This is a genomic window from Ensifer sp. Root278 (assembly GCF_001429285.1).
Lineage (GTDB): Bacteria > Pseudomonadota > Alphaproteobacteria > Rhizobiales > Rhizobiaceae > Ensifer.
The window spans coordinates 274,214-292,123 of the sequence record NZ_LMJJ01000042.1; the positions used below are offsets into that span (position 1 = coordinate 274,214).

The following is a 17,910-nucleotide window of genomic DNA, read 5'->3' on the forward strand; positions in this document are numbered from 1 at the left end:
TGACAGCCGGCTGCATCCACCCCTGATACCGATTTTCGGTGCCGTTTTCCGGGAAAAAGCTCCGAAATGTTGTCGGCGCAGCACAACCATAGGCTCCGGACGGACGGTTGCCAGCCAGGCGCGCCGGCATTTTGCTGGGTGTTTGGCTGGTTTTGTCCGCGGATCGTCGAGCCTATGCGGCTTCCGGCAGTGCCCGCAACTGCGGCACGCGAGAGGCTATGATAACGAGAAACTGGACCAGGAAACCCGTCGCGGCAACGGCCAGGCATGCCTCGACGCCGAAACGCGTGGCGACGACGGCACCCAGCGCTGCGCCGATCGGCCGCGCGCCGAACGTGGCTGTGGTGATGAAGGCGGAAACTCGACCCAGCATCGCATTCGGCGTGACGGCCTGGCGCAAGGTGAGGGTGGCGATCGACCAGAGCACAGGCCCTGCGCCAAAGAGGAAGAAGCTCAAGCCGGCAAGAACGCCGGATGGCATCCAGATCGTCGAGAGCATCACGGCGGCCGCCGCCAACCCGCCGAGCGGACCAAGCGCAATCATCACGCCGAAGGGGACACGGCGCGCAATGGCGGGCGCGGCGAATGCGCCGATCATCATGCCGGCGCCATAGATGCCGAGCGTGATGCCGACGCCTGTCGCCGTCATGCCGAGGGTTTGAATGGCATAAGCGACATAGACCGCCTGCAGCACGAACCAGGCGGTGTTGAAGACTATCGCCGTGACGAGGATCGGCCTGAGCAGCGTGTGGCCGGCAAGGAACCGTGCGCCTTCGGTCAGATCCTGCAGAAGTTTGCGTTTTGCCGCGGCGGGTTGGTGATGCTCGCCAAGGCCGGCAAGCAGGACGACGGAGAGAAGAGAAAGGCATGTGGCAGCGACATAGGCCAGGGATGCGCCCGTTCATGCGACGATCGCGCCGCCGATCGCCGGCCCGCCCGAATAGGCAAGGCTGCGGGCGAGTTCCAGCCAGCGGTTGGCATCGGCCAGTTGGGCGCGGGGAACGATCACCGGAATAAGGGCAGGGGCAGCGACATTGTAACAAACGGTGCCGATGGCACCGACGAACCCCATCGCAGCCAGAAGCGGCAGGGTCAAAAGGCCGCTGACCATCAGGAGCAGCGTGGCGACCAGCGACAGCGCGCGCAGCATTTCCGAGGAGACCATCAGCCTCAGTCGCGAGGCGCGATCGGCGACGAGCCCGGCCGGAATGGCGAGCAGGAGAAACGGAAGTGTCTGGGCCATCTGCAGCCATCCGGTTTCCGCCGGACCGGCGGCGAGCAGCAGCACCGCGGCGAGCGGAGCGGCAGCCAGCGCCATCTGCTCCGAGAATTGCGCAAAAAGATTGGACCAGCCGATCCGCTTGAAGGCTGGCGGCAGTGGATTGCCTGGTGATTTCGACATGTGACGGCCTCGATGGATGATACTTCGAGGACAGCAGACGGATTTGCGCGGCCGATAACCACCCGGTTTGCGCGCGTCGGATCATTTCTTGGGGGTATGCCTAGCTTCGCCGGCGCGTCCGGAACGAAAAACCCCCTCAGGCTTTGCGCCATGAGGGGGGTAATTGGATCCTACGGAGAGCTTGCGCTACGCCGAAGGATGACCGTCTTCGCTACGCCTTAGCGCGGGCAAGAGTCGATGTAGCGGCGGCCATAGCGGTCGCGGTAGTAGCACTGGCCCGGCTGCTCGGTGACGTTGCCGATGACTGCGCCGGAAACGCCGCCGATGGCCGCGCCGACCGCTGCGCCACGGACGTCGCCGGTGACAGCGCCGCCGATGATCGCGCCGGAAACGGCACCGATGCCGGCGCCTTTTTCCGTCTGGGTGCAGCTTGCGACCGCCAGGGCGACCAGCACAAGTGCGATGGCTTTCTTCATGTTGTTCTCTCCGATCTCTACGGATCTTAAGCCTAGCGCTCAGTCCGTCCCGTGGATGATGGCGAAGCCGGGAACATCCCGCTCCACCTGAACTTGCAGTTCGGAAAATACGCGGTCCCTATTGAAAGTCTACGGGGACCTGCGGCTTCTTCCGGCGCGCAAGATAATGATATCGTTCCTGAACGGGACATGAAGGCTCAGTTCCGCGAGATACAACCCGCGTGGAAAAATATTGTCGTCCGGCGGGCGGTAGCGGTTGCGGCATTCCCAAAAAAGACAAATGATACAAACAAGCCTGCGACATCCGGAGGAGCGGATCCGTGGGCGACGGGCATCGATATCAGTTGGCGCGTACCCTAGTCGCGTGAACCATCTCACCCGACTTTTCGGCCGCGCTCGTGTTGGCATTGACCGACCCCGGAGGAGCGAAATGGCGAAAGTAACAATGACGGTCAACGGCCGTCAGGTGAGCGGTCATTGCGACGACCGCACACTGCTGGTGCAGTTCATACGCGAAAATCTCGGACTGACCGGCACCCATGTCGGCTGCGACACGTCGCAGTGCGGCGCCTGCGTCATCCATATGGACGGAAAATCGGTCAAGAGCTGTTCCATCCTCGCCGCACAGGCGGCCGGATCCACGATCACCACCATCGAAGGGTTGGCGGCGGACGGCGAACTCCATCCGGTGCAGGCGGCGTTCAAGGCCAATCACGGCCTGCAATGCGGCTTCTGCACACCCGGCATGGTGATGACGGCCGTCGACATGATCCGAAGGCACCAGGGCCAACTGGACGAGGCGACGGTGCGCGCCGAGCTCGAAGGCAACATCTGTCGCTGCACCGGCTACCACAATATCGTCAAGGCGATCCTTGCTGCCGCCGCCGAGATGAGTGGCGCCCGCGTGGCCGCAGAATAGCGGTAGATTTGGGGGCGGGACCGCGCCCCGAAGGCATGTCATCGAAGGACTGTCGCTGGATATCTCGGGAGGAGATAGGCAATGGGCGTTGAAGGCATTGGCGCGCGGGTGGCGCGCAAAGAAGACAAACGGTTCCTGACCGGAAAGGGCCGCTATACGGACGACATGTCCGTGCCGGGCATGAAATATGCGGTGTTCGTGCGCAGCCCGCATGCGCATGCGAAGATTCTGAAGGTGGACGCGTCTGCGGCCAAGGACATGCCCGGCGTGATCGACGTGCTCGACGGCAAGCAGATCCTCGCCGACGGTATCGGCAACCTGATCTGCGGCTGGATGATCCACTCCAAGGACGGATCGCCGATGAAGATGGGCGCCTGGCGGCCGCTTGCGCACGAGACCGTGCGTTATGTAGGTGATGCCGTGGCGATCGTCGTTGCCGATAGCGTGGCCGAGGCACGCGATGCGGCCGAGGCGGTCGTCGTCGATTATCAGGAACTTCCCGTCGTGATCGATGCGTCGAAAGCGCTCGAGGCGGGACAGCCACAGCTTCATCCGGAAGCGCCCAACAACCTGATCTTCGACTGGCAGATCGGCGACGAATCGGAGACTGACAAGGCGATCGCAACGGCCGCGCATGTCACCGAGGTCACGATTCATAACAACCGGCTCTCGCCCAATCCGATGGAGCCGCGGGCCGCACTTGGCATCTATGACGCCGGCGACGACCACTACACCTGCTACACCACCAGCCAGAACCCGCATGTGGCGCGGCTGGTGATGAGCGCCTTCTATAATGTCGCTCCGGAAAACAAGCTCAGGGTGATCGCGCCCGATGTCGGCGGTGGCTTCGGCTCGAAGATCTATATCTATCCGGAGGAGATCGTCTGTCTCTGGGCGTCGAAGCGCACCGGCGTGCCGGTCAAATGGACCTCCGACAGAACCGAGGCGTTCCTGACCGACGCCCATGGCCGCGACCACGTGTCGACGGTGAAGATGGCCTTCGATGCGAACAATCGCATCATCGGGCTGAAGGTCGACACGATCGCCAATCTCGGCGCCTATATGTCGCTCTTCTCCTCGGCGGTGCCGACCTATCTCTATGCGACGCTGCTTTCCGGCCAGTACGACATCCCGGCGATCCACGCGAATGTGCGCACGGTCTACACTAACACCGCACCGGTGGATGCCTATCGCGGCGCCGGGCGGCCGGAGGCGACCTATCTGCTCGAACGCACCATGGAGACGGCGGCGCGCGAACTCGGGGTCTCACCGGCGGAACTGAGGCGGGTCAACTTCATCCGCTCCTTCCCGCACCAGACGCCCGTGATCATGAACTATGACGCGGGCGACTACGAAGCGTCGCTGAACGCAGCGATGCAGGCGGCTGACTGGAACGGCTTTGCCGCCCGCAAGGCGGAAGCCGATCGCCGCGGCATGAAGCGCGGCATCGGCATGAGTTGCTACATCGAGGCCTGCGGCATCGCGCCGTCGGCGGCGGTGGGCTCCCTCGGGGCCGGCGTCGGTCTGTGGGAATCGGCCGAGGTGCGGGTCAATGCGGTCGGCACGATCGAGGTCTTGACCGGCTCGCACAGCCACGGCCAGGGCCACGAGACCACCTTTGCACAGCTCGTCGCCGACCGCTTCGGCGTTCCGATTGACAGCGTCAACATCGTGCATGGCGATACCGACAAGGTGCAGATGGGCATGGGCACCTACGGCTCGCGCTCCGGCGCCGTCGGCATGTCCGCCGTCGTCAAGGCACTCGACAAGGTGGAGGCCAAGGCGAAGAAGATCGCCGCGCATCTGATGGAAGCGGACGAAAGCGACATCGTGATTGAGAACGGCGAACTGAAGGTTGCCGGCACCGACAAGGCGGTGCCCTGGTTCCAGATGGCGCTTGCCGCCTACACCGCCCATAACCTGCCCGCGGGCATGGAGCCGGGCCTGAAGGAGGGCGCCTTCTACGATCCGGCCAACTTCACCTTCCCGGCCGGTTGCTACATCTGCGAGGTGGAGGTCGATCCCGATACGGGGCGGACCAAGATCGTCCAGTTCGTCGCCGCCGACGACTTCGGCAATATCATCAACCCGATGATCGTCGAGGGGCAGGTTCATGGCGGCATTGCCCAGGGCATCGGCCAGGCGCTGCTCGAAGGGGTACACTACGACCCCTCGGGCCAGCTGCTGACGGCAAGCTACATGGACTACGCCATGCCGCGTGCCGACGATCTGCCGTCGTTCCAGGTCTCGACCTCGAACACGCCCTGCCCGAACAATCCCTTGGGGATCAAGGGTTGCGGTGAGGCGGGCGCGATCGGCTCGCCGCCGGCGCTGATCAACGCCATTACGGATGCCATCGGCAACAACGCGCTCACCATGCCGGCAACACCGCAGAAGGTGTGGGCGGCGGCGCACGCGGCCAAGTGAACGGGAGGACACCGCATGTACGAGACCCAATATCACCGGGCGTCCTCGGTTCAGGATGCCGTCAGCCGAATGGAAGCGGCCGGCGAAGGCAAGTATGTCTCCGGCGGCATGACGCTGATCCCGACGATGAAGCAGCGGCTGGCGGCACCGAGCGATCTCATTGACCTCCGGCATATCGCCGAGATGCAAGGCATCACGGTTTCCGGCCGGTCAGTGCGGATCGGCGCCGCCACGACACATTATGACGTGGCGTCGGCGGCGGCGCTCAAAGCCGTCTGTCCGGCGATCTGCAGCCTTGCCAGCCATATCGGCGACCCGCATGTGCGGCACATGGGCACGATCGGCGGTTCCATCGCCAACAACGACCCGGCGGCCGATTATCCGGCGGCGATGCTGGCGCTCGGTGCGACGATCGTGACCAACAAGCGCGAGATTGCGGCAGATGATTTCTTCACCGGCCTGTTCGAAACAGCGCTGGAGGACAGCGAGATCGTCACCGCCATCAGCTTCGAAGCGCCTGCCAAGGCTGCCTATCAGAAGTTCGCCAATCCGGCATCGCGCTACGCGATGACCGGTGTGTTCGTCGCGCGACGGGACAATGGCGACGTCCGGGTGGCCGTTACCGGAGCGGGAGCGAACGGGGTGTTCCGGCATGGCGATATGGAGGCGGCGCTGGTTGCCAACTGGTCGCCGGACGCGCTCAGCAATGTCAGCGTCGATGCCTCGGAACTGCTCTCCGACATTCACGCCGACGCGGCCTACCGCGCCAATCTGGTGAAGGTCATGGCCAAGCGCGCCGTGGCGGCGGCCTGACCGGCATGGGGTATCGCCAAACAGCAAAAAAAGGGGGCGGCTTCGGCCGTCCTTTTTTCATCCTTGCTTGACTTCGATCAAGCTTGAAGAGATGAACATGCGCTAGGGCTTTCTTTGGAATGTTTCAAAACTAGGGCTCTCCAGGTTGAAACGGTTTCAGTGAAAGCAGTGAAGATGCTTCGGTCCGAAAATGCTAGATCATTCCGGATGCATTCATTGGACACGCAGCGCTTCAGGGGCCTTTTGCCGCAGTTGGCAGATGCCGAGCATTCCGAGGTTGACCCCAGGTCGCTTTGATTGAAGAAAAGCGACCGGGCACTGGAGAAAATGATGGATTTCGAGAATTTCTTTAAGAACGAGCTGGACGGGCTGCATCAGGAAGGCCGCTACCGGGTTTTCGCAGACCTCGCCCGTCATCGCGGCAACTTCCCGAAGGCAGCGCGCCACACGGCTGCGGGCGTTCAGGAAGTCACCGTCTGGTGTTCGAACGACTATCTCGGCATGGGCCAGCATTCCATCGTCACCGAGGCGATGAAGCGCGCCATCGACGAATGCGGCGCCGGCGCCGGCGGCACCCGCAACATCTCCGGTACCAACCATTACCACGTCCTGCTTGAGCGCGAGCTCGCGGACCTGCACGGCAAGGAATCGGCGCTGCTGTTCACCTCGGGCTACGTGTCCAACTGGGCCGCACTCGGGACGCTCTGTTCGAAGATTCCTGGCGTCATCGTCTTCTCGGACGCCGGGAATCACGCTTCGATGATCGAGGGGATCCGTCACTCCAAGTGCGAACGCGTCATCTTCAAGCACAATTCGGTCGCTGACCTCGAAGCCAAGCTCGCCGCCGCCGATCCGCGCGCGCCGAAGATCATTGCGTTTGAGTCGGTTTATTCGATGGACGGCGACATCGCGCCGATCAAGGAATTCTGCGACCTCGCCGACAAGTACGGCGCCATGACCTATCTCGACGAAGTGCATGCCGTCGGCATGTACGGTCCGCGCGGTGGCGGTATTGCCGAGCGCGAAGGCCTGATGCATCGCCTGACGGTGATCGAAGGCACGCTCGGCAAGGCCTTCGGCGTCATGGGTGGCTATATCACCGGTTCTGCGGCGCTCTGCGACTTCATCCGCTCGTTTGCCTCCGGCTTCATCTTCACCACGGCGCTGCCGCCAACGCTTGCCGCCGGTGCGCTCGCCTCGATCCGCCACCTGAAGGAAAGCCAGGTCGAACGCTTCGCACACCAGGAGCGCGTCCGTCGTCTGCGTTCGCTGCTCGACCAGCGCGGCATTCCGCATATGCCGAACCCGAGCCATATCGTGCCGGTCATGGTTGGCGACGCTGCCAAGTGCAAGTGGATCTCCGACCTGCTGCTCGACAATTTCGGCGTCTATGTGCAGCCGATCAACTATCCGACGGTGCCCAAGAAGACCGAGCGCCTGCGCATCACCCCGACGCCGCTGCATTCGGATGCCGATATCGACCATCTCGTCAACGCGCTGCATTCGCTGTGGTCGCGCTGTGCGCTGGCCCGCGCGGTCGCGTAAGCGGCGGCTTAGCTTCCGAGAAGTATGCCCCTCACCCTAACCCTCTCCCCGCTCGCGGGGAGAGGGAACGAGGACAACGGCTGAACTCTGTGTCCGTTCAATGCTGAAACACCGCCTCTCTCCATTCAGAGAAGCAGGAACTTCGAGCGTTAGGGGCGGATCAGGCGGTGCTGCAACGTCCCTTCGCCCCGCTTGCGGGGAGAAGGTGCCGGCAGGCGGATGAGGGGCGGGATGCCCGACCAGACCAGTTATTGAAGCAGCCCGGCCGCCAGTTGCCGGGCTTTTTCGTCTGCGGCGAAGACATCGTCCATGGTTGCGGCGGCCGGCAGGTCGGCGAGCTTGTCCATGACCTTTTCGACGATCTCGGCCATCGCGAGAAAGCCGGTTCGTCCGGCGATGAAGGCGTCGAGCGCCGTTTCCTTGGCGCCGTTGAGCACGGCCCCCTGCACGCCGCCCTCGACCATGGCGCGGCGCGCCAGGCTGATCGCCGGGAAGCGCACTTCGTCCGGCGCTTCGAAATCGAGGCGCGACAGCTTGGCGAAATCGAGCCGCTCGATCGGCAGGCTGCAGCGGCTCGGATAGGACAGCGCGTAGCCGATGGCGGTGCGCATGTCCGGGCAGCCAAGCTGCGCCAGCACTGAGCCATCGGTGTAGCCGACCATCGAGTGGATGACCGACTGCGGATGCACGATCACCTCGACTTGCTCCGGCTTGAGTGCAAAGAGGTGTTTCGCCTCGATCATCTCCAGCGCCTTGTTGAACATGGAGGCGCTGTCGATCGAGATCTTGAGGCCCATCGACCAGTTGGGATGGGCGCGGGCGACATCGGCGGTTACATGCCGCATCTCCTCGAGCGACTTGGTGCGGAAGGGGCCACCCGAAGCCGTCAGGATGATGCGCTCGACCGCGTGGCGCTGCTGTTCCTCGAGCACCTGGAAGATGGCGTTGTGTTCGCTGTCGACCGGCAGCAATCGGCCGCCGCCCGTCTTCACCGCGTCGATGAACAGGCTTCCGGCGGAAACCAGGCACTCCTTGTTGGCAAGCGCGATGTCGGCGCCGCGGCGGGCGGCTGCGAGCGTGGGAGCAAGACCGGCATTGCCGACGATCGCCGCCATCACCCAGTCGGCATCGCGTTCGGCTGCCTCGATCAGACCGCTTCGGCCGGCGGCGACGGCAATGCCGGTGCCGGCAAGGGCTGCCTTCAGGTTTTCGAATTGGTTTTCGTTGGCGGTGACGGCGAGTTCTGCGCCAACCTTCAAGGCCTGTTCTGCGAGCAGGGGGATGTTGCCGTTGCCGGTGACGGCGACGACGTCGAAGCGCTCGCGACCGCCAAGGCGCTCGATGACGTCGAGCGTGTTGGTGCCGATCGAACCGGTTGATCCGAGGATCGTCAGTCGGCGCTTCGCACTGTCGCGGGATGCCATGCCAATACCCATGTTCTTCTTTTCGGACGGGATGCCCGGCGCAGCCTGCGCTGCGGACACGTGATCTTCGCGAGATCGATCCGAGTTTTTTATGTTGTTTGCTAGGCTCTACAGGCGAATTCCGCCGGCAACAAGGGCGCGGTCTTCAATCCGTGTCGTCCACGGGCTAAGAATCGGACTGCTTTGAGTCGGAGCCCGAAGGAGTTCGCGATGCTGAAGATCATTACCGCCGTTTCCTGCGCCTGCGTGACCATCGAGATGGCCTCGATGCAGCCGGTTGCAGCCGAAAACGTTCCGCCGCAGCTCGTCGGTACCTGGCTTGCCGAGGACATCGGTGGCGGCGGCGTCATCGACGATCTGCAATCGACGCTGGAAATCCGCGAGGACGGCACTTACGGCGGCATGGCCGGCTGCAACCATTTCACCGGCACCTTCAGTCTGTCGGGCACGAAGATCACCTTCGGCCCGGCCGCATCGACACGCAAGATGTGCGTGCCGGCGGCGATGACCCAGGAACAGAAATTCCTGGAGGCGCTTGGCAGCGAACTCTCCTGGGCAGTCGAGGGATCGAAACTCGTGCTCAACAAGGCGGAGGGCAGGACCGCGATCAAACTGGCGTCGATGACGGTGGGTTCCGAAGGGATCGACGTGACGTTCCGTGCTCCGGGAGCCGGTACGGTGGATCGGCGATCGGTGCGCTATGACTGCGGCGGCAAGCCCGTCGAAGCGGAGTACATCAATGCCGGCCCGGTTTCATTGGTGACTTTCACGATCGACGATACCTTTGTCGTCGCCGCCAATGTGGTTGCCGCTTCGGGCGCCAAATATGCCGGCGGCCAGTATATCTGGTGGACCAAGGGTGACGAAGCGACGCTTTTCGACGCGACGAAGGGCGAACAGGACCAGGGCATCGCCTGCAAGCCTGCGCCTTGACGCGGAGGCTGCCCCGCAACTTCTCCAACCGCGCTTTCCAACCCGGCTAAAGAAGTTTCCGGGAGAATCGGAACTTTTACCCTCGCTCCATAGTTACAATCCCGGCGCTATCGCGCTGTCGTTGTGAAAAGGGAGTTGATCCATGGGGCTGCTTATCGGAATCCTGATTACGTTCCTTGTCATCGTGTTGGTGCTTTATCTCGTCCAGCGGCTGCCGCTCGACGCGCGCGCCAAACAGATCGTCCAGATCATCGTCATCATCATCGGCATCATCTCTCTGTTGAAATACTTGGCCGTCTTCTGACGCGCCTCGTTCCCAACCAATGTGAAAGCCGCCGGCTCCGATGTGCCTGCGGTTTTTCTGCGCGGTCGGTCGATGCTGACGGAAGCTGACAGTCATTATGCCCAGGGTCGCGTTGTCGAAACGGGAGACCCGACCATGCTGTCACCAAACCTCATCCTGCTTTATGTCGAAGACCCGCTGGCGAGCGCACGCTTCTACACCGACCTGCTCGATCGCGAGCCCGCCGCCGCCTTTCCAAGCTATGTCGCCTTCGAACTGAAAAACGGCCTGACGTTCAGTCTCTGGTCCACGGCGGCGAAGGATTTCATGTCCTCCGGCACGGGCCATCGCTCGGAAATCGCCTTCATGGTGAAGGACGATGCCGAGGTCGAGCGGCTCTATACCGCTTGGCGGGAGCGGGGGCTTACGATCGAGCAGGAGCTGAAAACGGCCGTCTTCGGCCGCACCTTCGTCGCACTCGACCCGGATGGCCATCGCCTGCGCGTCTGCCGGCCGGATGATTGAAGTGCTGCGAACGCTGTGATTCCGGGCCGATTTTGCCTAAGCCTGCAGGTGGTCGATCCCTGTTCGGGAAAGCAGTGACGCGGCCCTTGCTCGAGTTGAACCAAGTATTGCCGGTACTGGCAAAGAATGGTTCTATGTCGATATGGGGGCTAATCGTCGTTTGGTTTCGATCATCGTTGTGTGACTGTCTTGTTCGCGGCGATCGATGTTGTGTGGCTGCCATTTTCAGTGATCAGCCTTGATCCTCGAAACTTTGGTCACCTTGCGAAGGCGGCGTCGGCCGCTTTGGCTGCCTATCTGATCGGCAGGCTTGTTCTCTACCGCCTGCGCGATGAAAGATCGTGGGCGGCCGGTGCGATGCGATGGGCTGCGGACCGCCTGATTGTACTGGTCGCGGTTTCCACGATCTTTCTACCACTCGGCTTCGTCAGTGCCATCTTCATGTATTTGGCCTCGGCAACCCAGGTTCCCCTGGTCGATGGCAAACTGGCCGCACTCGACGCGGCGCTAGGCTTCGATTGGCGTTCGTTTCTGGAGACGACGAACGGGTCTCCGCCGGTCGCATGGGCATTGGTAATCGCCTATCACAGCCTGACGCCTCAGGTGATTGCGCTGTTTCTCTTGTACAGTGCGGCTCGGCGAGCGGACAAAGCCTTGGAGTTCGTCGCGCTGCTTGCGGTTTCCTCGGTGTTTACCGGCCTGTTGATGGCGATGTTTCCGGCCGCGGGCGCCTATGCCTATTTCGATCCGCCGCCCGAAACCTTCGACGCGTTTACGGCACAAGCCGGGATGTGGCACTACTCCGAACTGCTGAGGCTGAGGTCGGGGGACAACTTCAACCTGTTCGTTGGGAACGCGCAAGGCCTTGTGACTTTCCCCTCCTACCACACGGCCCTTGGAATCATGGTCGTGTATTCCCTGCGCAGCGTTCGCTGGGCCGCCGGCCCGATCGCTGTTTTGAACGCAGTGATGATCATCGGTACGCTGCCGGAAGGTGGACATCATTTGAGTGATGTGATTGCCGGCGCAATGGTCGCTGTGGTTTCAATCCTGGTGGTTAGAGCGGTCATGGGGCTGGGAAGGGAACGGTACCGGCCAGAGCAGGCTGCGACGACACTGTAGGCAATGACCGAAACAAAAAAGGCCGGGGCAAACCCGACCTTCCTCATCACCTTCGATCGACGCCAGTTCATCCGTGGTCATCAAGAAGGTGTGACTGTTCAAATAGCTTCTGTTCGTGACAGGCGAATGACGAACTGACTTCCGTCCCGAAAGTCGGCGGCGTGGATCGCCGCCGACCGATGGTCTCAATCTGCCACTTCGACCAAAAGCTCGATTTCGACCGACAATCCCAGCGGAAGGCTGGCGACGCCGAGGACGATACGGCCCGAGAGAAGCTCGGGACCGAAGACATCGGCCAGCAGGTCGGATGCGCCATCGGCGACCGCGGGGTGGTCGCGGAAATCGCCTGATGTTGCGATGTAGACGCCGAGCTTGGCGATGGCAGCGACCTTGTCGAGCGAACCGAGCTCAGCGTTGATTGCCGACAATGCACTCAGGGTAGCGATTTCCGCCGCGCGACGTCCCTCATCGACCGTTAATTCGACCCCAAGTCGGCCGACGACCTGCGGCTTGCGGTCGATGACCGGCAGCATGCCGCTCAGATAGAGCAGCTTGCCGATCCTGACCCCTTCGACATAGTTGCCGAACGGTGTCGGTGGAGGAGGCAGCGCGATGCCGAGTTCATTCAGCCGCTGTTCTGCGCCAGCGGCGGTCGCTTGCCCGCGGCTTACCATTTGCCCAAATGCGCGCCGCCGTCGACGTTCAGCACCTCCCCGGTGACGCGCGGCGCCCTGGTCAGGAACAGGACGGCATCCACGATCTCATCGACGCTGGAAATGCTGTGCATCGGCGAGAGCGTGTTGAGGAAATCCTTCGGGTTGTCCTTGTGGAGCGGGGTGTCGACGACGCCGGGGGCAACGACGTTGACGCGAATTCCGTCCCTTGCGTATTCCATGGCGATATTCTTCGAGATCGCATTGATGCCGCCCTTGGTCAGCATCGCGACCGAGGCGTTCATGCCCGCGATCGGGCGATCGGCCAGCGGCGTCGTGATGCTGACGATGCTGCCGCCTCTCTTCTGCGCCAGCATCTGCCTGACGACCAGTTGGGTCGTGTGGAGGAAGCCTTCGATATTCGTCGCGCTCAGCTGGCGGTAGTCCTCAGCGGTGTAGTCGACGAAGCGCTTGGTGAAGAAGATGCCGGCATTGTTGACGAGCGCGTCGATCGAGCCAAACCGGTCGATCGCGGTTTCGACCACGCGTTTCGCCGTGGCCGGATCGGCGATATCGCCGTCGACGCGGGCCAGCCGGTCCGATTCGACGATGTCCCGGGACTGGCTGACGCTTCGCGAGGTTGCGATGACACTGTAGCCCTGAGCGAGGAAGGCGTTTGTAAGGCCCGCGCCGATACCCTGGGACGCGCCGGTGATGATGGCGACCTTGTTGGTCATTTGATCTCTCCACGGTTGGATTGCGTTCGTGGGATCAATATGGTCGAGGTGCGATTGCACGATTAGATGAAATTATCTGGAATTACTTTTCCATCAGTGCAAAAATCGTTGCCATGGTCGATCTGAACGATATCGCGGTCTTCGCTGCCGTTGCGCAATTCGAGAGTTTCAGCCGGGCGGCGCGCGCGCTCGGCATGCCGGTTTCAACGGTTAGCCGCAAAGTGACGGCCCTTGAGGAGCAACTGGGCGTCACTCTGTTGCAGCGGACGACGCGCAAACTGAACCTCACGCTTCAGGGGCGCGCTTACTACGCGGAGTGCAGCGAACCGCTGAAGCAGCTTCACGACGCGGAACGGGTCCTGAGCGAAGCGCAAAGAAAACCCGAAGGGCTTTTGCGCATCACAGTCCCCATGACTCTCGGGCAGCCGCCGTTCTTTGATTTCCTGTCTGGTTTCCTGAAGAAATACCCCGAGATCGAGGTCGACCTGCTGGTCACAAACATGTTCATGGATCTCGTTGCCGAAAACATCGACGTGGCGGTCCGATTTGGCGAATTGCGCGATTCGTCGCTCGTCGCACAGCGCATCGGCAGGAGCACCCACTTCCTCGTGGCTGCTCCCGAATACGTGCACGAACACGGCATGCCTTCCGTGCCGGAAGATCTGCGCGACCACCGTTGTGTGCTGGTCAATGCCCGGAGCAACGAAACCGAATGGCATCTCGTCAACGGGGACGAATCGATCAGGCTTCACGTGACCGGAGCCGTCTCGGTCCACGATATCCAGTCGGCCAGCGCCATCACCGAGCGCGGCCATGGCATCGGCCGGCTTCCGCCGATCTTCTGCGACAGCCTGCTTGGGAGCGGCAAGCTCGTGCGCGTGCTTCCCGGATGGTCGGCGCCGGATGTCTTTGTGCATGCGGTCTGTCCGACGCGGCGGTTTTTGCCGTCGCGACTTCAGGTCTTCTTGCAGGCGTTGAGAGCCTGGCGCGGCCCGGCATGGCAGCCGCTTCGCTAGCCATCGACCTCTTCGAGCTTCTGCGCGAAAACGCTGAAGCCGGCGCGGCGATAGGTGTCCTGCGCCTTTGGGTGATCCCATTCGTCCGTGTGCAGCCAGATGCGGTTCGGTCCGCCGCTCCAGACAGCGCGCAGCGCGCTGTCGAGCAGGAACGGTCCGAGCTTCCTGCCGTACGCCTCGGGGACCAAGCCGAAATGGGTGAGCTCGATGTCGGGTGTCCCGACGCGGTCGAATTCGCAGAGCCCGACCGCTCGCTCGTCCACCCGCAGGATGTAGAGGCCAGTCGATTCGCTGCGAAGAAAACCGTCGAGATCGGCTGCGCTCATGCGCAGGCGCTGATCCCAGCGCAACGGATCGCCGACGGCGCGGTAGAGCGATAGGAACGTGGCGGCATCGGGCAACTCGGGCAGGACCCGCGCACCCTCGACCGGAGATGGAGGCGCTTCGCCCGCGCGTTGTCCACGCATTTCCATATAGGTCACGAGCAACTGAACCATGAGTGCACCAGTGTAATGCGTTTGGCTGGAATCTCACATTTTGGCCGGGGGCATAGAGCGCTGCGTAAACGCGAGTGGGGAACGGCCCGGGGAATGTGTCGGAGGGTTGGAATTCTATCTATTTGATTTTTATGGTGATCCCGGCGCGATTCGAACGCGCGACCCCCAGATTAGGAATCTGGTGCTCTATCCTGCTGAGCTACGGGACCACTTGGATAGCACCCATACAAAAGCAAGGCGTCTTAGCCAAGTGTTTTTGCGCGTGTGTCCGCGGAAATGCCGGCGCCGCCGAGCCTGGGTTATCTCGTCAGAGCGACGCATTGGCGCCATCTCCCGCGTGTTTAAATCGATTGCGAAACGGGGCTGGTCTTTCCGGTCGCTCGAATGCTAAGCAAGGCGGGCGTCGGCTTGAGGAGGCTGGCGTTCCCCGTGAGACCTTCATCAGAGACCTGATCCACATATGTTCATCGGAATAGATTGGGGCGGCACGAAAATGGAAGTCATCGCGCTCGGGCGCGATGGCGAAACGCGCGCCCGGCATCGCGTCGCGACCCCGAACAGCGGCTACGACGACTGCATTCGCGCCGTTCTCGATCTTGTCACTGCTGCCGAACAGACGGCGGGCGAAAAGGGCTCGATCGGCATCGGTATTCCCGGTAGCCCCAATCCGCGCACGGGCATCGTGCGCAATTCCAATGCGGTGCTGATCAACGGCAAGCCGCTCGGACGTGACCTGGAGGCGGCACTCGGCCGTGCGGTCAGGCTCGCCAACGACGCCAACTGCCTGGCGGTTTCGGAGGCGGTCGACGGTGCGGGCAGGGACGCGCATGTGGTTTTCGGCGTCATCGTCGGCACAGGCCATGGCGGCGGTCTTGCGATCGACAAGAAGGTGCATGCCGGCTATCAGGGCGTTGCCGCCGAGATCGGCCACTATCCGCTGCCGTGGATGACGAAGGACGAATATCCCGGGCATAAGTGCTGGTGCGGCAAACACGGCTGCCTCGACATGTATGCCTGCGGTACCGGCGTCGAGCTCGACTACCGGATCACAACAGGCGCGGAGCGCCGCGGCCGCGACATCATCGAGGCAAAGCGGGCGGGCGACCCGGTTGCAACGGGCGTCTACGAGCGCTTCGTCGACCGGCTGGCGCGCAGCCTGGCGCTGCTCACCAACATCGTCGACCCCGACGTTTTCGTGCTCGGCGGTGGCATGTCGAATGTCGACGAGATCTATAACGACGTGCCGCCGCGGGTGGTCAACTATCTCTTCGGCGACACGTTCGAAACCCCCATCCGCAAGGCCCTGCATGGCGACAGTTCCGGTGTGCGCGGTGCGGCCTGGCTCTGGAAGGACTGAACCCATGAATATCGACAAGGACTTGGGCCGCATCGCGCGGCAGGAACAGGAATTGCAGTTCGAGCGCTTCGACCTCGAAACGGCCTGGGAGCTCGGCGCGCTGCTGCGCAAGATGGCGGTCGAGCGCAAGCTCGGCGTCGTCATCGACATCACGCTGTTTTCGATGCCGGTGTTCTACGCCGCGCTCGAAGGGGCGACGCCCGACAATCCGAACTGGGTGCGCCGCAAGCGCAACACGGTCTTCCGGCTGTTCAAGAGCAGCTATGCCACGGGCCGCGAGCTCGCCAAGGCACAGACGAATCTGCAGGCAAAGCTCGGGCTTGCCGATGCTGATTACGCCGCGCATGGCGGCAGCTTCCCGATCGTCGTCAAAGGCACCGGCTGCATCGGTGCGGTCACGGTTTCCGGCCTGCCGCAGCGCGAGGACCACAACATGGTCGTCGAAGCGCTTTCGTCCTTGCTCGGCAAGGATCATGACGCGTTGAAGCTTGAGGGCTGAGTGTTGTCAGGCGATATTTTGTCTCAGTCCCAGGCTCTTTCGCAATGGCTCGCCGACAAGGCCCTGCCGCTATGGCGCGACAAGGGTGTCGATTCCCCAGGCGGCTTCGTCGAGACGATCGACATGGCGGGTGAACCGACGCGCGCCAACAGGCGCGCGCGCGTCCAGCCGCGGCAGGTCTATTGCTTTGCCGAAGCCGGCCGACGCGGCTGGTCCGGCGATTGGTGCGGCGCTGCCGAAGGCGGGCTTGCCTATTTCGATCGCGTCTTCAAGCAGCCGAGCGGCTTCTACGGCGCGCTCGCCGATGCGGATGGCAATTTGCTCGACGGATCCTTCGATCTCTACAACCAGGCCTTCGCGCTGCTCGCCTTCGCCTATCTCGCTGAGGTCGTGCCGGCACGGAAGGCCGAAATGATCGAACGCAGCAATGATCTTCGGTCTCGGATCGAGGCGCATGTCAAGCATCCGGTTGCGGGTTTCGAGGAAGACAATCCCCCACGGCTGCCGCTTTGCTCCAACCCGCACATGCATCTCTTCGAGGCGTGCCTCGCCAGCGAGGCGGTCGAGGGCTTCGATCAGGTCGCCTGGGCCAATCTCGCTGACGAGATTGCGGATCTGGCGATGGATCATTTCATCGACGCTGAGACCGGCGTCCTGCGTGAGTTCTTCGATCACGACTGGGCGCCGATTGCCGGCGACAAGGGCCGCATCGTCGAGCCCGGTCATCTCTTCGAATGGGCCTGGCTGCTGTTGCGCTGGGCGGAACGCCGCGGCAGCGCCGAGGCGATCGTGAAAGCGCGGCGGCTCTTCGATATCGGCGAGGCGCACGGCATCTGCGCGAACCGCAACGTTGCGATCATGACGCTTCTCGACGATCTCTCGGTGGCCGACCCGATCGCGCGGCTCTGGCCGCAGACCGAGTGGCTGAAGGCCGCGGTTCGTTTCGCGGCGCTGACCGGCGGCGCCGAGCGGGAGCGTTATCTCGCTTCGGCTGCGCGGGCGGCGGCAGCGCTTCAGACTTTCCTGGAGACCCCGGTCGCGGGTCTCTGGCGCGACAAGCAGAAGGCCGATGGCAGCTTCGTTGACGAGCCTGCACCGGCCAGCAGCTTCTATCACATCCTCTGCGCCATATACGAAACCGAGGATTGCCTGGCACGGCTTTGATTTGCCGTCCGGAGCAGGTCCTTTCATAATGGCCCGTCGCAATCGCGGCGGGCCATTTTCTTTGTCCAGATGGCCAAATGTGATCGCGCCATATGTTGACATAAAGATATCTTTATGT

At 62.5% G+C, this 17,910-nt stretch carries 17 protein-coding genes, 1 tRNA gene and 1 pseudogene; 12 read left to right on the forward strand and 7 right to left on the reverse strand.

Features of this window, described 5'->3' with window-relative positions; translation table 11 throughout:
* Positions 1-172: 172 nt before the first annotated feature.
* Positions 173-1,402, reverse strand: a pseudogene (locus tag ASE60_RS29065) (MFS transporter).
* Between the two features lie 218 nt (positions 1,403-1,620).
* A complete protein-coding gene (locus ASE60_RS29070) occupies positions 1,621-1,878 on the reverse strand; it encodes a glycine zipper domain-containing protein (RefSeq protein ID WP_034802400.1) in 258 nt (85 codons plus the stop codon).
* A 430-nt stretch (positions 1,879-2,308) separates the two neighbouring features.
* Between ASE60_RS29070 and ASE60_RS29075 the strand changes: the two genes are divergently transcribed.
* From ASE60_RS29075 to hemA, 4 genes are all read left to right on the forward strand, one after another.
* A complete protein-coding gene (locus ASE60_RS29075; protein WP_034802397.1) occupies positions 2,309-2,797 on the forward strand; it encodes a (2Fe-2S)-binding protein in 489 nt (162 codons plus the stop codon).
* 81 nt (positions 2,798-2,878) lie between these two features.
* Positions 2,879-5,224, forward strand: coding sequence for a xanthine dehydrogenase family protein molybdopterin-binding subunit (locus ASE60_RS29080; RefSeq protein ID WP_057255056.1), 2,346 nt, complete (start codon positions 2,879-2,881; stop codon positions 5,222-5,224).
* A gap of 15 nt (positions 5,225-5,239) precedes the next feature.
* A complete protein-coding gene (locus ASE60_RS29085) occupies positions 5,240-6,037 on the forward strand; it encodes a xanthine dehydrogenase family protein subunit M (RefSeq protein ID WP_057255057.1) in 798 nt (265 codons plus the stop codon).
* Between the two features lie 330 nt (positions 6,038-6,367).
* On the forward strand, positions 6,368-7,582 hold the full coding sequence (gene hemA / locus ASE60_RS29090; RefSeq protein WP_057255058.1) for a 5-aminolevulinate synthase: 1,215 nt from the start codon (positions 6,368-6,370) through the stop codon (positions 7,580-7,582).
* Between the two features lie 248 nt (positions 7,583-7,830).
* Here hemA and dxr read toward each other — a convergent pair whose 3' ends face one another.
* Positions 7,831-9,006: a 1-deoxy-D-xylulose-5-phosphate reductoisomerase gene (dxr, locus tag ASE60_RS29095; protein WP_057255107.1), complete on the reverse strand. Its 1,176-nt coding sequence runs from the start codon at positions 9,004-9,006 to the stop codon at positions 7,831-7,833.
* Between the two features lie 210 nt (positions 9,007-9,216).
* Here dxr and ASE60_RS29100 point away from each other — a divergent pair, with 210 nt between their 5' ends.
* From ASE60_RS29100 to ASE60_RS29110, 4 genes are all read left to right on the forward strand, one after another.
* The gene (locus ASE60_RS29100) at positions 9,217-9,939 is read left to right on the forward strand and encodes an META domain-containing protein (protein WP_057255059.1); all 723 of its coding nucleotides are present in this window, start codon (positions 9,217-9,219) and stop codon (positions 9,937-9,939) included.
* A gap of 142 nt (positions 9,940-10,081) precedes the next feature.
* Positions 10,082-10,243, forward strand: a complete 162-nt coding sequence (locus ASE60_RS35325) for a Thivi_2564 family membrane protein (RefSeq protein WP_089044368.1) — start codon at positions 10,082-10,084, stop codon at positions 10,241-10,243.
* A 135-nt stretch (positions 10,244-10,378) separates the two neighbouring features.
* Entirely contained in the window at positions 10,379-10,747 is a 369-nt protein-coding gene (locus tag ASE60_RS29105; protein WP_057255108.1) for a VOC family protein, read from the forward strand.
* A 189-nt stretch (positions 10,748-10,936) separates the two neighbouring features.
* Entirely contained in the window at positions 10,937-11,869 is a 933-nt protein-coding gene (locus ASE60_RS29110) for a phosphatase PAP2 family protein (protein WP_057255060.1), read from the forward strand.
* A gap of 185 nt (positions 11,870-12,054) precedes the next feature.
* On the opposite strand, the gene ASE60_RS29115 is transcribed toward ASE60_RS29110, so the two are convergent.
* Positions 12,055-12,543, reverse strand: a complete 489-nt coding sequence (locus ASE60_RS29115) for a RidA family protein (RefSeq protein WP_057255061.1) — start codon at positions 12,541-12,543, stop codon at positions 12,055-12,057.
* On the reverse strand, positions 12,537-13,259 hold the full coding sequence (locus ASE60_RS29120; protein ID WP_057255062.1) for an SDR family NAD(P)-dependent oxidoreductase: 723 nt from the start codon (positions 13,257-13,259) through the stop codon (positions 12,537-12,539). The genes ASE60_RS29115 and ASE60_RS29120 overlap by 7 nt, the downstream gene beginning before the upstream one ends.
* Positions 13,260-13,372: 113 nt before the next feature.
* On the opposite strand from ASE60_RS29120, the gene ASE60_RS29125 reads away from it, so the two are divergent.
* Positions 13,373-14,275 carry a LysR family transcriptional regulator gene (locus ASE60_RS29125; protein ID WP_057255063.1) on the forward strand — a complete coding sequence of 301 codons (903 nt, stop codon included), beginning with the start codon at positions 13,373-13,375 and terminating at the stop codon, positions 14,273-14,275.
* Here the strand turns inward: ASE60_RS29125 and ASE60_RS29130 are convergent.
* Positions 14,272-14,772 carry a GNAT family N-acetyltransferase gene (locus ASE60_RS29130; RefSeq protein ID WP_057255064.1) on the reverse strand — a complete coding sequence of 167 codons (501 nt, stop codon included), beginning with the start codon at positions 14,770-14,772 and terminating at the stop codon, positions 14,272-14,274. The genes ASE60_RS29125 and ASE60_RS29130 overlap by 4 nt on opposite strands.
* A gap of 132 nt (positions 14,773-14,904) precedes the next feature.
* Positions 14,905-14,981 (reverse strand) — tRNA-Arg (locus ASE60_RS29135).
* Positions 14,982-15,232: 251 nt separating this feature from the next.
* Here ASE60_RS29135 and ASE60_RS29140 point away from each other — a divergent pair.
* From ASE60_RS29140 to ASE60_RS29150, 3 genes are read left to right on the forward strand one after another with little or no spacing between them, the layout of a single operon-like run.
* Positions 15,233-16,129 (forward strand): ROK family protein, encoded by an 897-nt coding sequence (locus ASE60_RS29140; RefSeq protein WP_057255065.1) that lies wholly within the window; start codon positions 15,233-15,235, stop codon positions 16,127-16,129.
* Between the two features lie 4 nt (positions 16,130-16,133).
* A complete protein-coding gene (locus tag ASE60_RS29145; protein ID WP_057255066.1) occupies positions 16,134-16,628 on the forward strand; it encodes a heme-degrading domain-containing protein in 495 nt (164 codons plus the stop codon).
* 3 nt (positions 16,629-16,631) lie between these two features.
* Entirely contained in the window at positions 16,632-17,792 is a 1,161-nt protein-coding gene (locus ASE60_RS29150; protein WP_057255109.1) for an AGE family epimerase/isomerase, read from the forward strand.
* The last annotated feature ends 118 nt before the right edge of the window (positions 17,793-17,910 follow it).

Bases quoted from the DNA above. Each gene is read 5' to 3' on its own strand.
- ASE60_RS29100 (WP_057255059.1), top strand. From the start codon at position 9,217: ATGCTGAAGATCATTACCGCCGTTTCCTGCGCCTGCGTGACCATCGAG.
- ASE60_RS29145 (WP_057255066.1), top strand. From the start codon at position 16,134: ATGAATATCGACAAGGACTTGGGCCGCATCGCGCGGCAGGAACAGGAA.
- ASE60_RS29115 (WP_057255061.1), bottom strand. From the start codon at position 12,543: ATGGTAAGCCGCGGGCAAGCGACCGCCGCTGGCGCAGAACAGCGGCTG.
- ASE60_RS29120 (WP_057255062.1), bottom strand. From the start codon at position 13,259: ATGACCAACAAGGTCGCCATCATCACCGGCGCGTCCCAGGGTATCGGC.
- dxr (WP_057255107.1), bottom strand. From the start codon at position 9,006: ATGGCATCCCGCGACAGTGCGAAGCGCCGACTGACGATCCTCGGATCA.
- ASE60_RS29085 (WP_057255057.1), top strand. From the start codon at position 5,240: ATGTACGAGACCCAATATCACCGGGCGTCCTCGGTTCAGGATGCCGTC.
- ASE60_RS29140 (WP_057255065.1), top strand. From the start codon at position 15,233: ATGTTCATCGGAATAGATTGGGGCGGCACGAAAATGGAAGTCATCGCG.
- ASE60_RS29070 (WP_034802400.1), bottom strand. From the start codon at position 1,878: ATGAAGAAAGCCATCGCACTTGTGCTGGTCGCCCTGGCGGTCGCAAGC.
- ASE60_RS29125 (WP_057255063.1), top strand. From the start codon at position 13,373: ATGGTCGATCTGAACGATATCGCGGTCTTCGCTGCCGTTGCGCAATTC.
- ASE60_RS29105 (WP_057255108.1), top strand. From the start codon at position 10,379: ATGCTGTCACCAAACCTCATCCTGCTTTATGTCGAAGACCCGCTGGCG.
- ASE60_RS29130 (WP_057255064.1), bottom strand. From the start codon at position 14,772: ATGGTTCAGTTGCTCGTGACCTATATGGAAATGCGTGGACAACGCGCG.
- ASE60_RS35325 (WP_089044368.1), top strand. From the start codon at position 10,082: ATGGGGCTGCTTATCGGAATCCTGATTACGTTCCTTGTCATCGTGTTG.
- ASE60_RS29080 (WP_057255056.1), top strand. From the start codon at position 2,879: ATGGGCGTTGAAGGCATTGGCGCGCGGGTGGCGCGCAAAGAAGACAAA.
- hemA (WP_057255058.1), top strand. From the start codon at position 6,368: ATGGATTTCGAGAATTTCTTTAAGAACGAGCTGGACGGGCTGCATCAG.
- ASE60_RS29075 (WP_034802397.1), top strand. From the start codon at position 2,309: ATGGCGAAAGTAACAATGACGGTCAACGGCCGTCAGGTGAGCGGTCAT.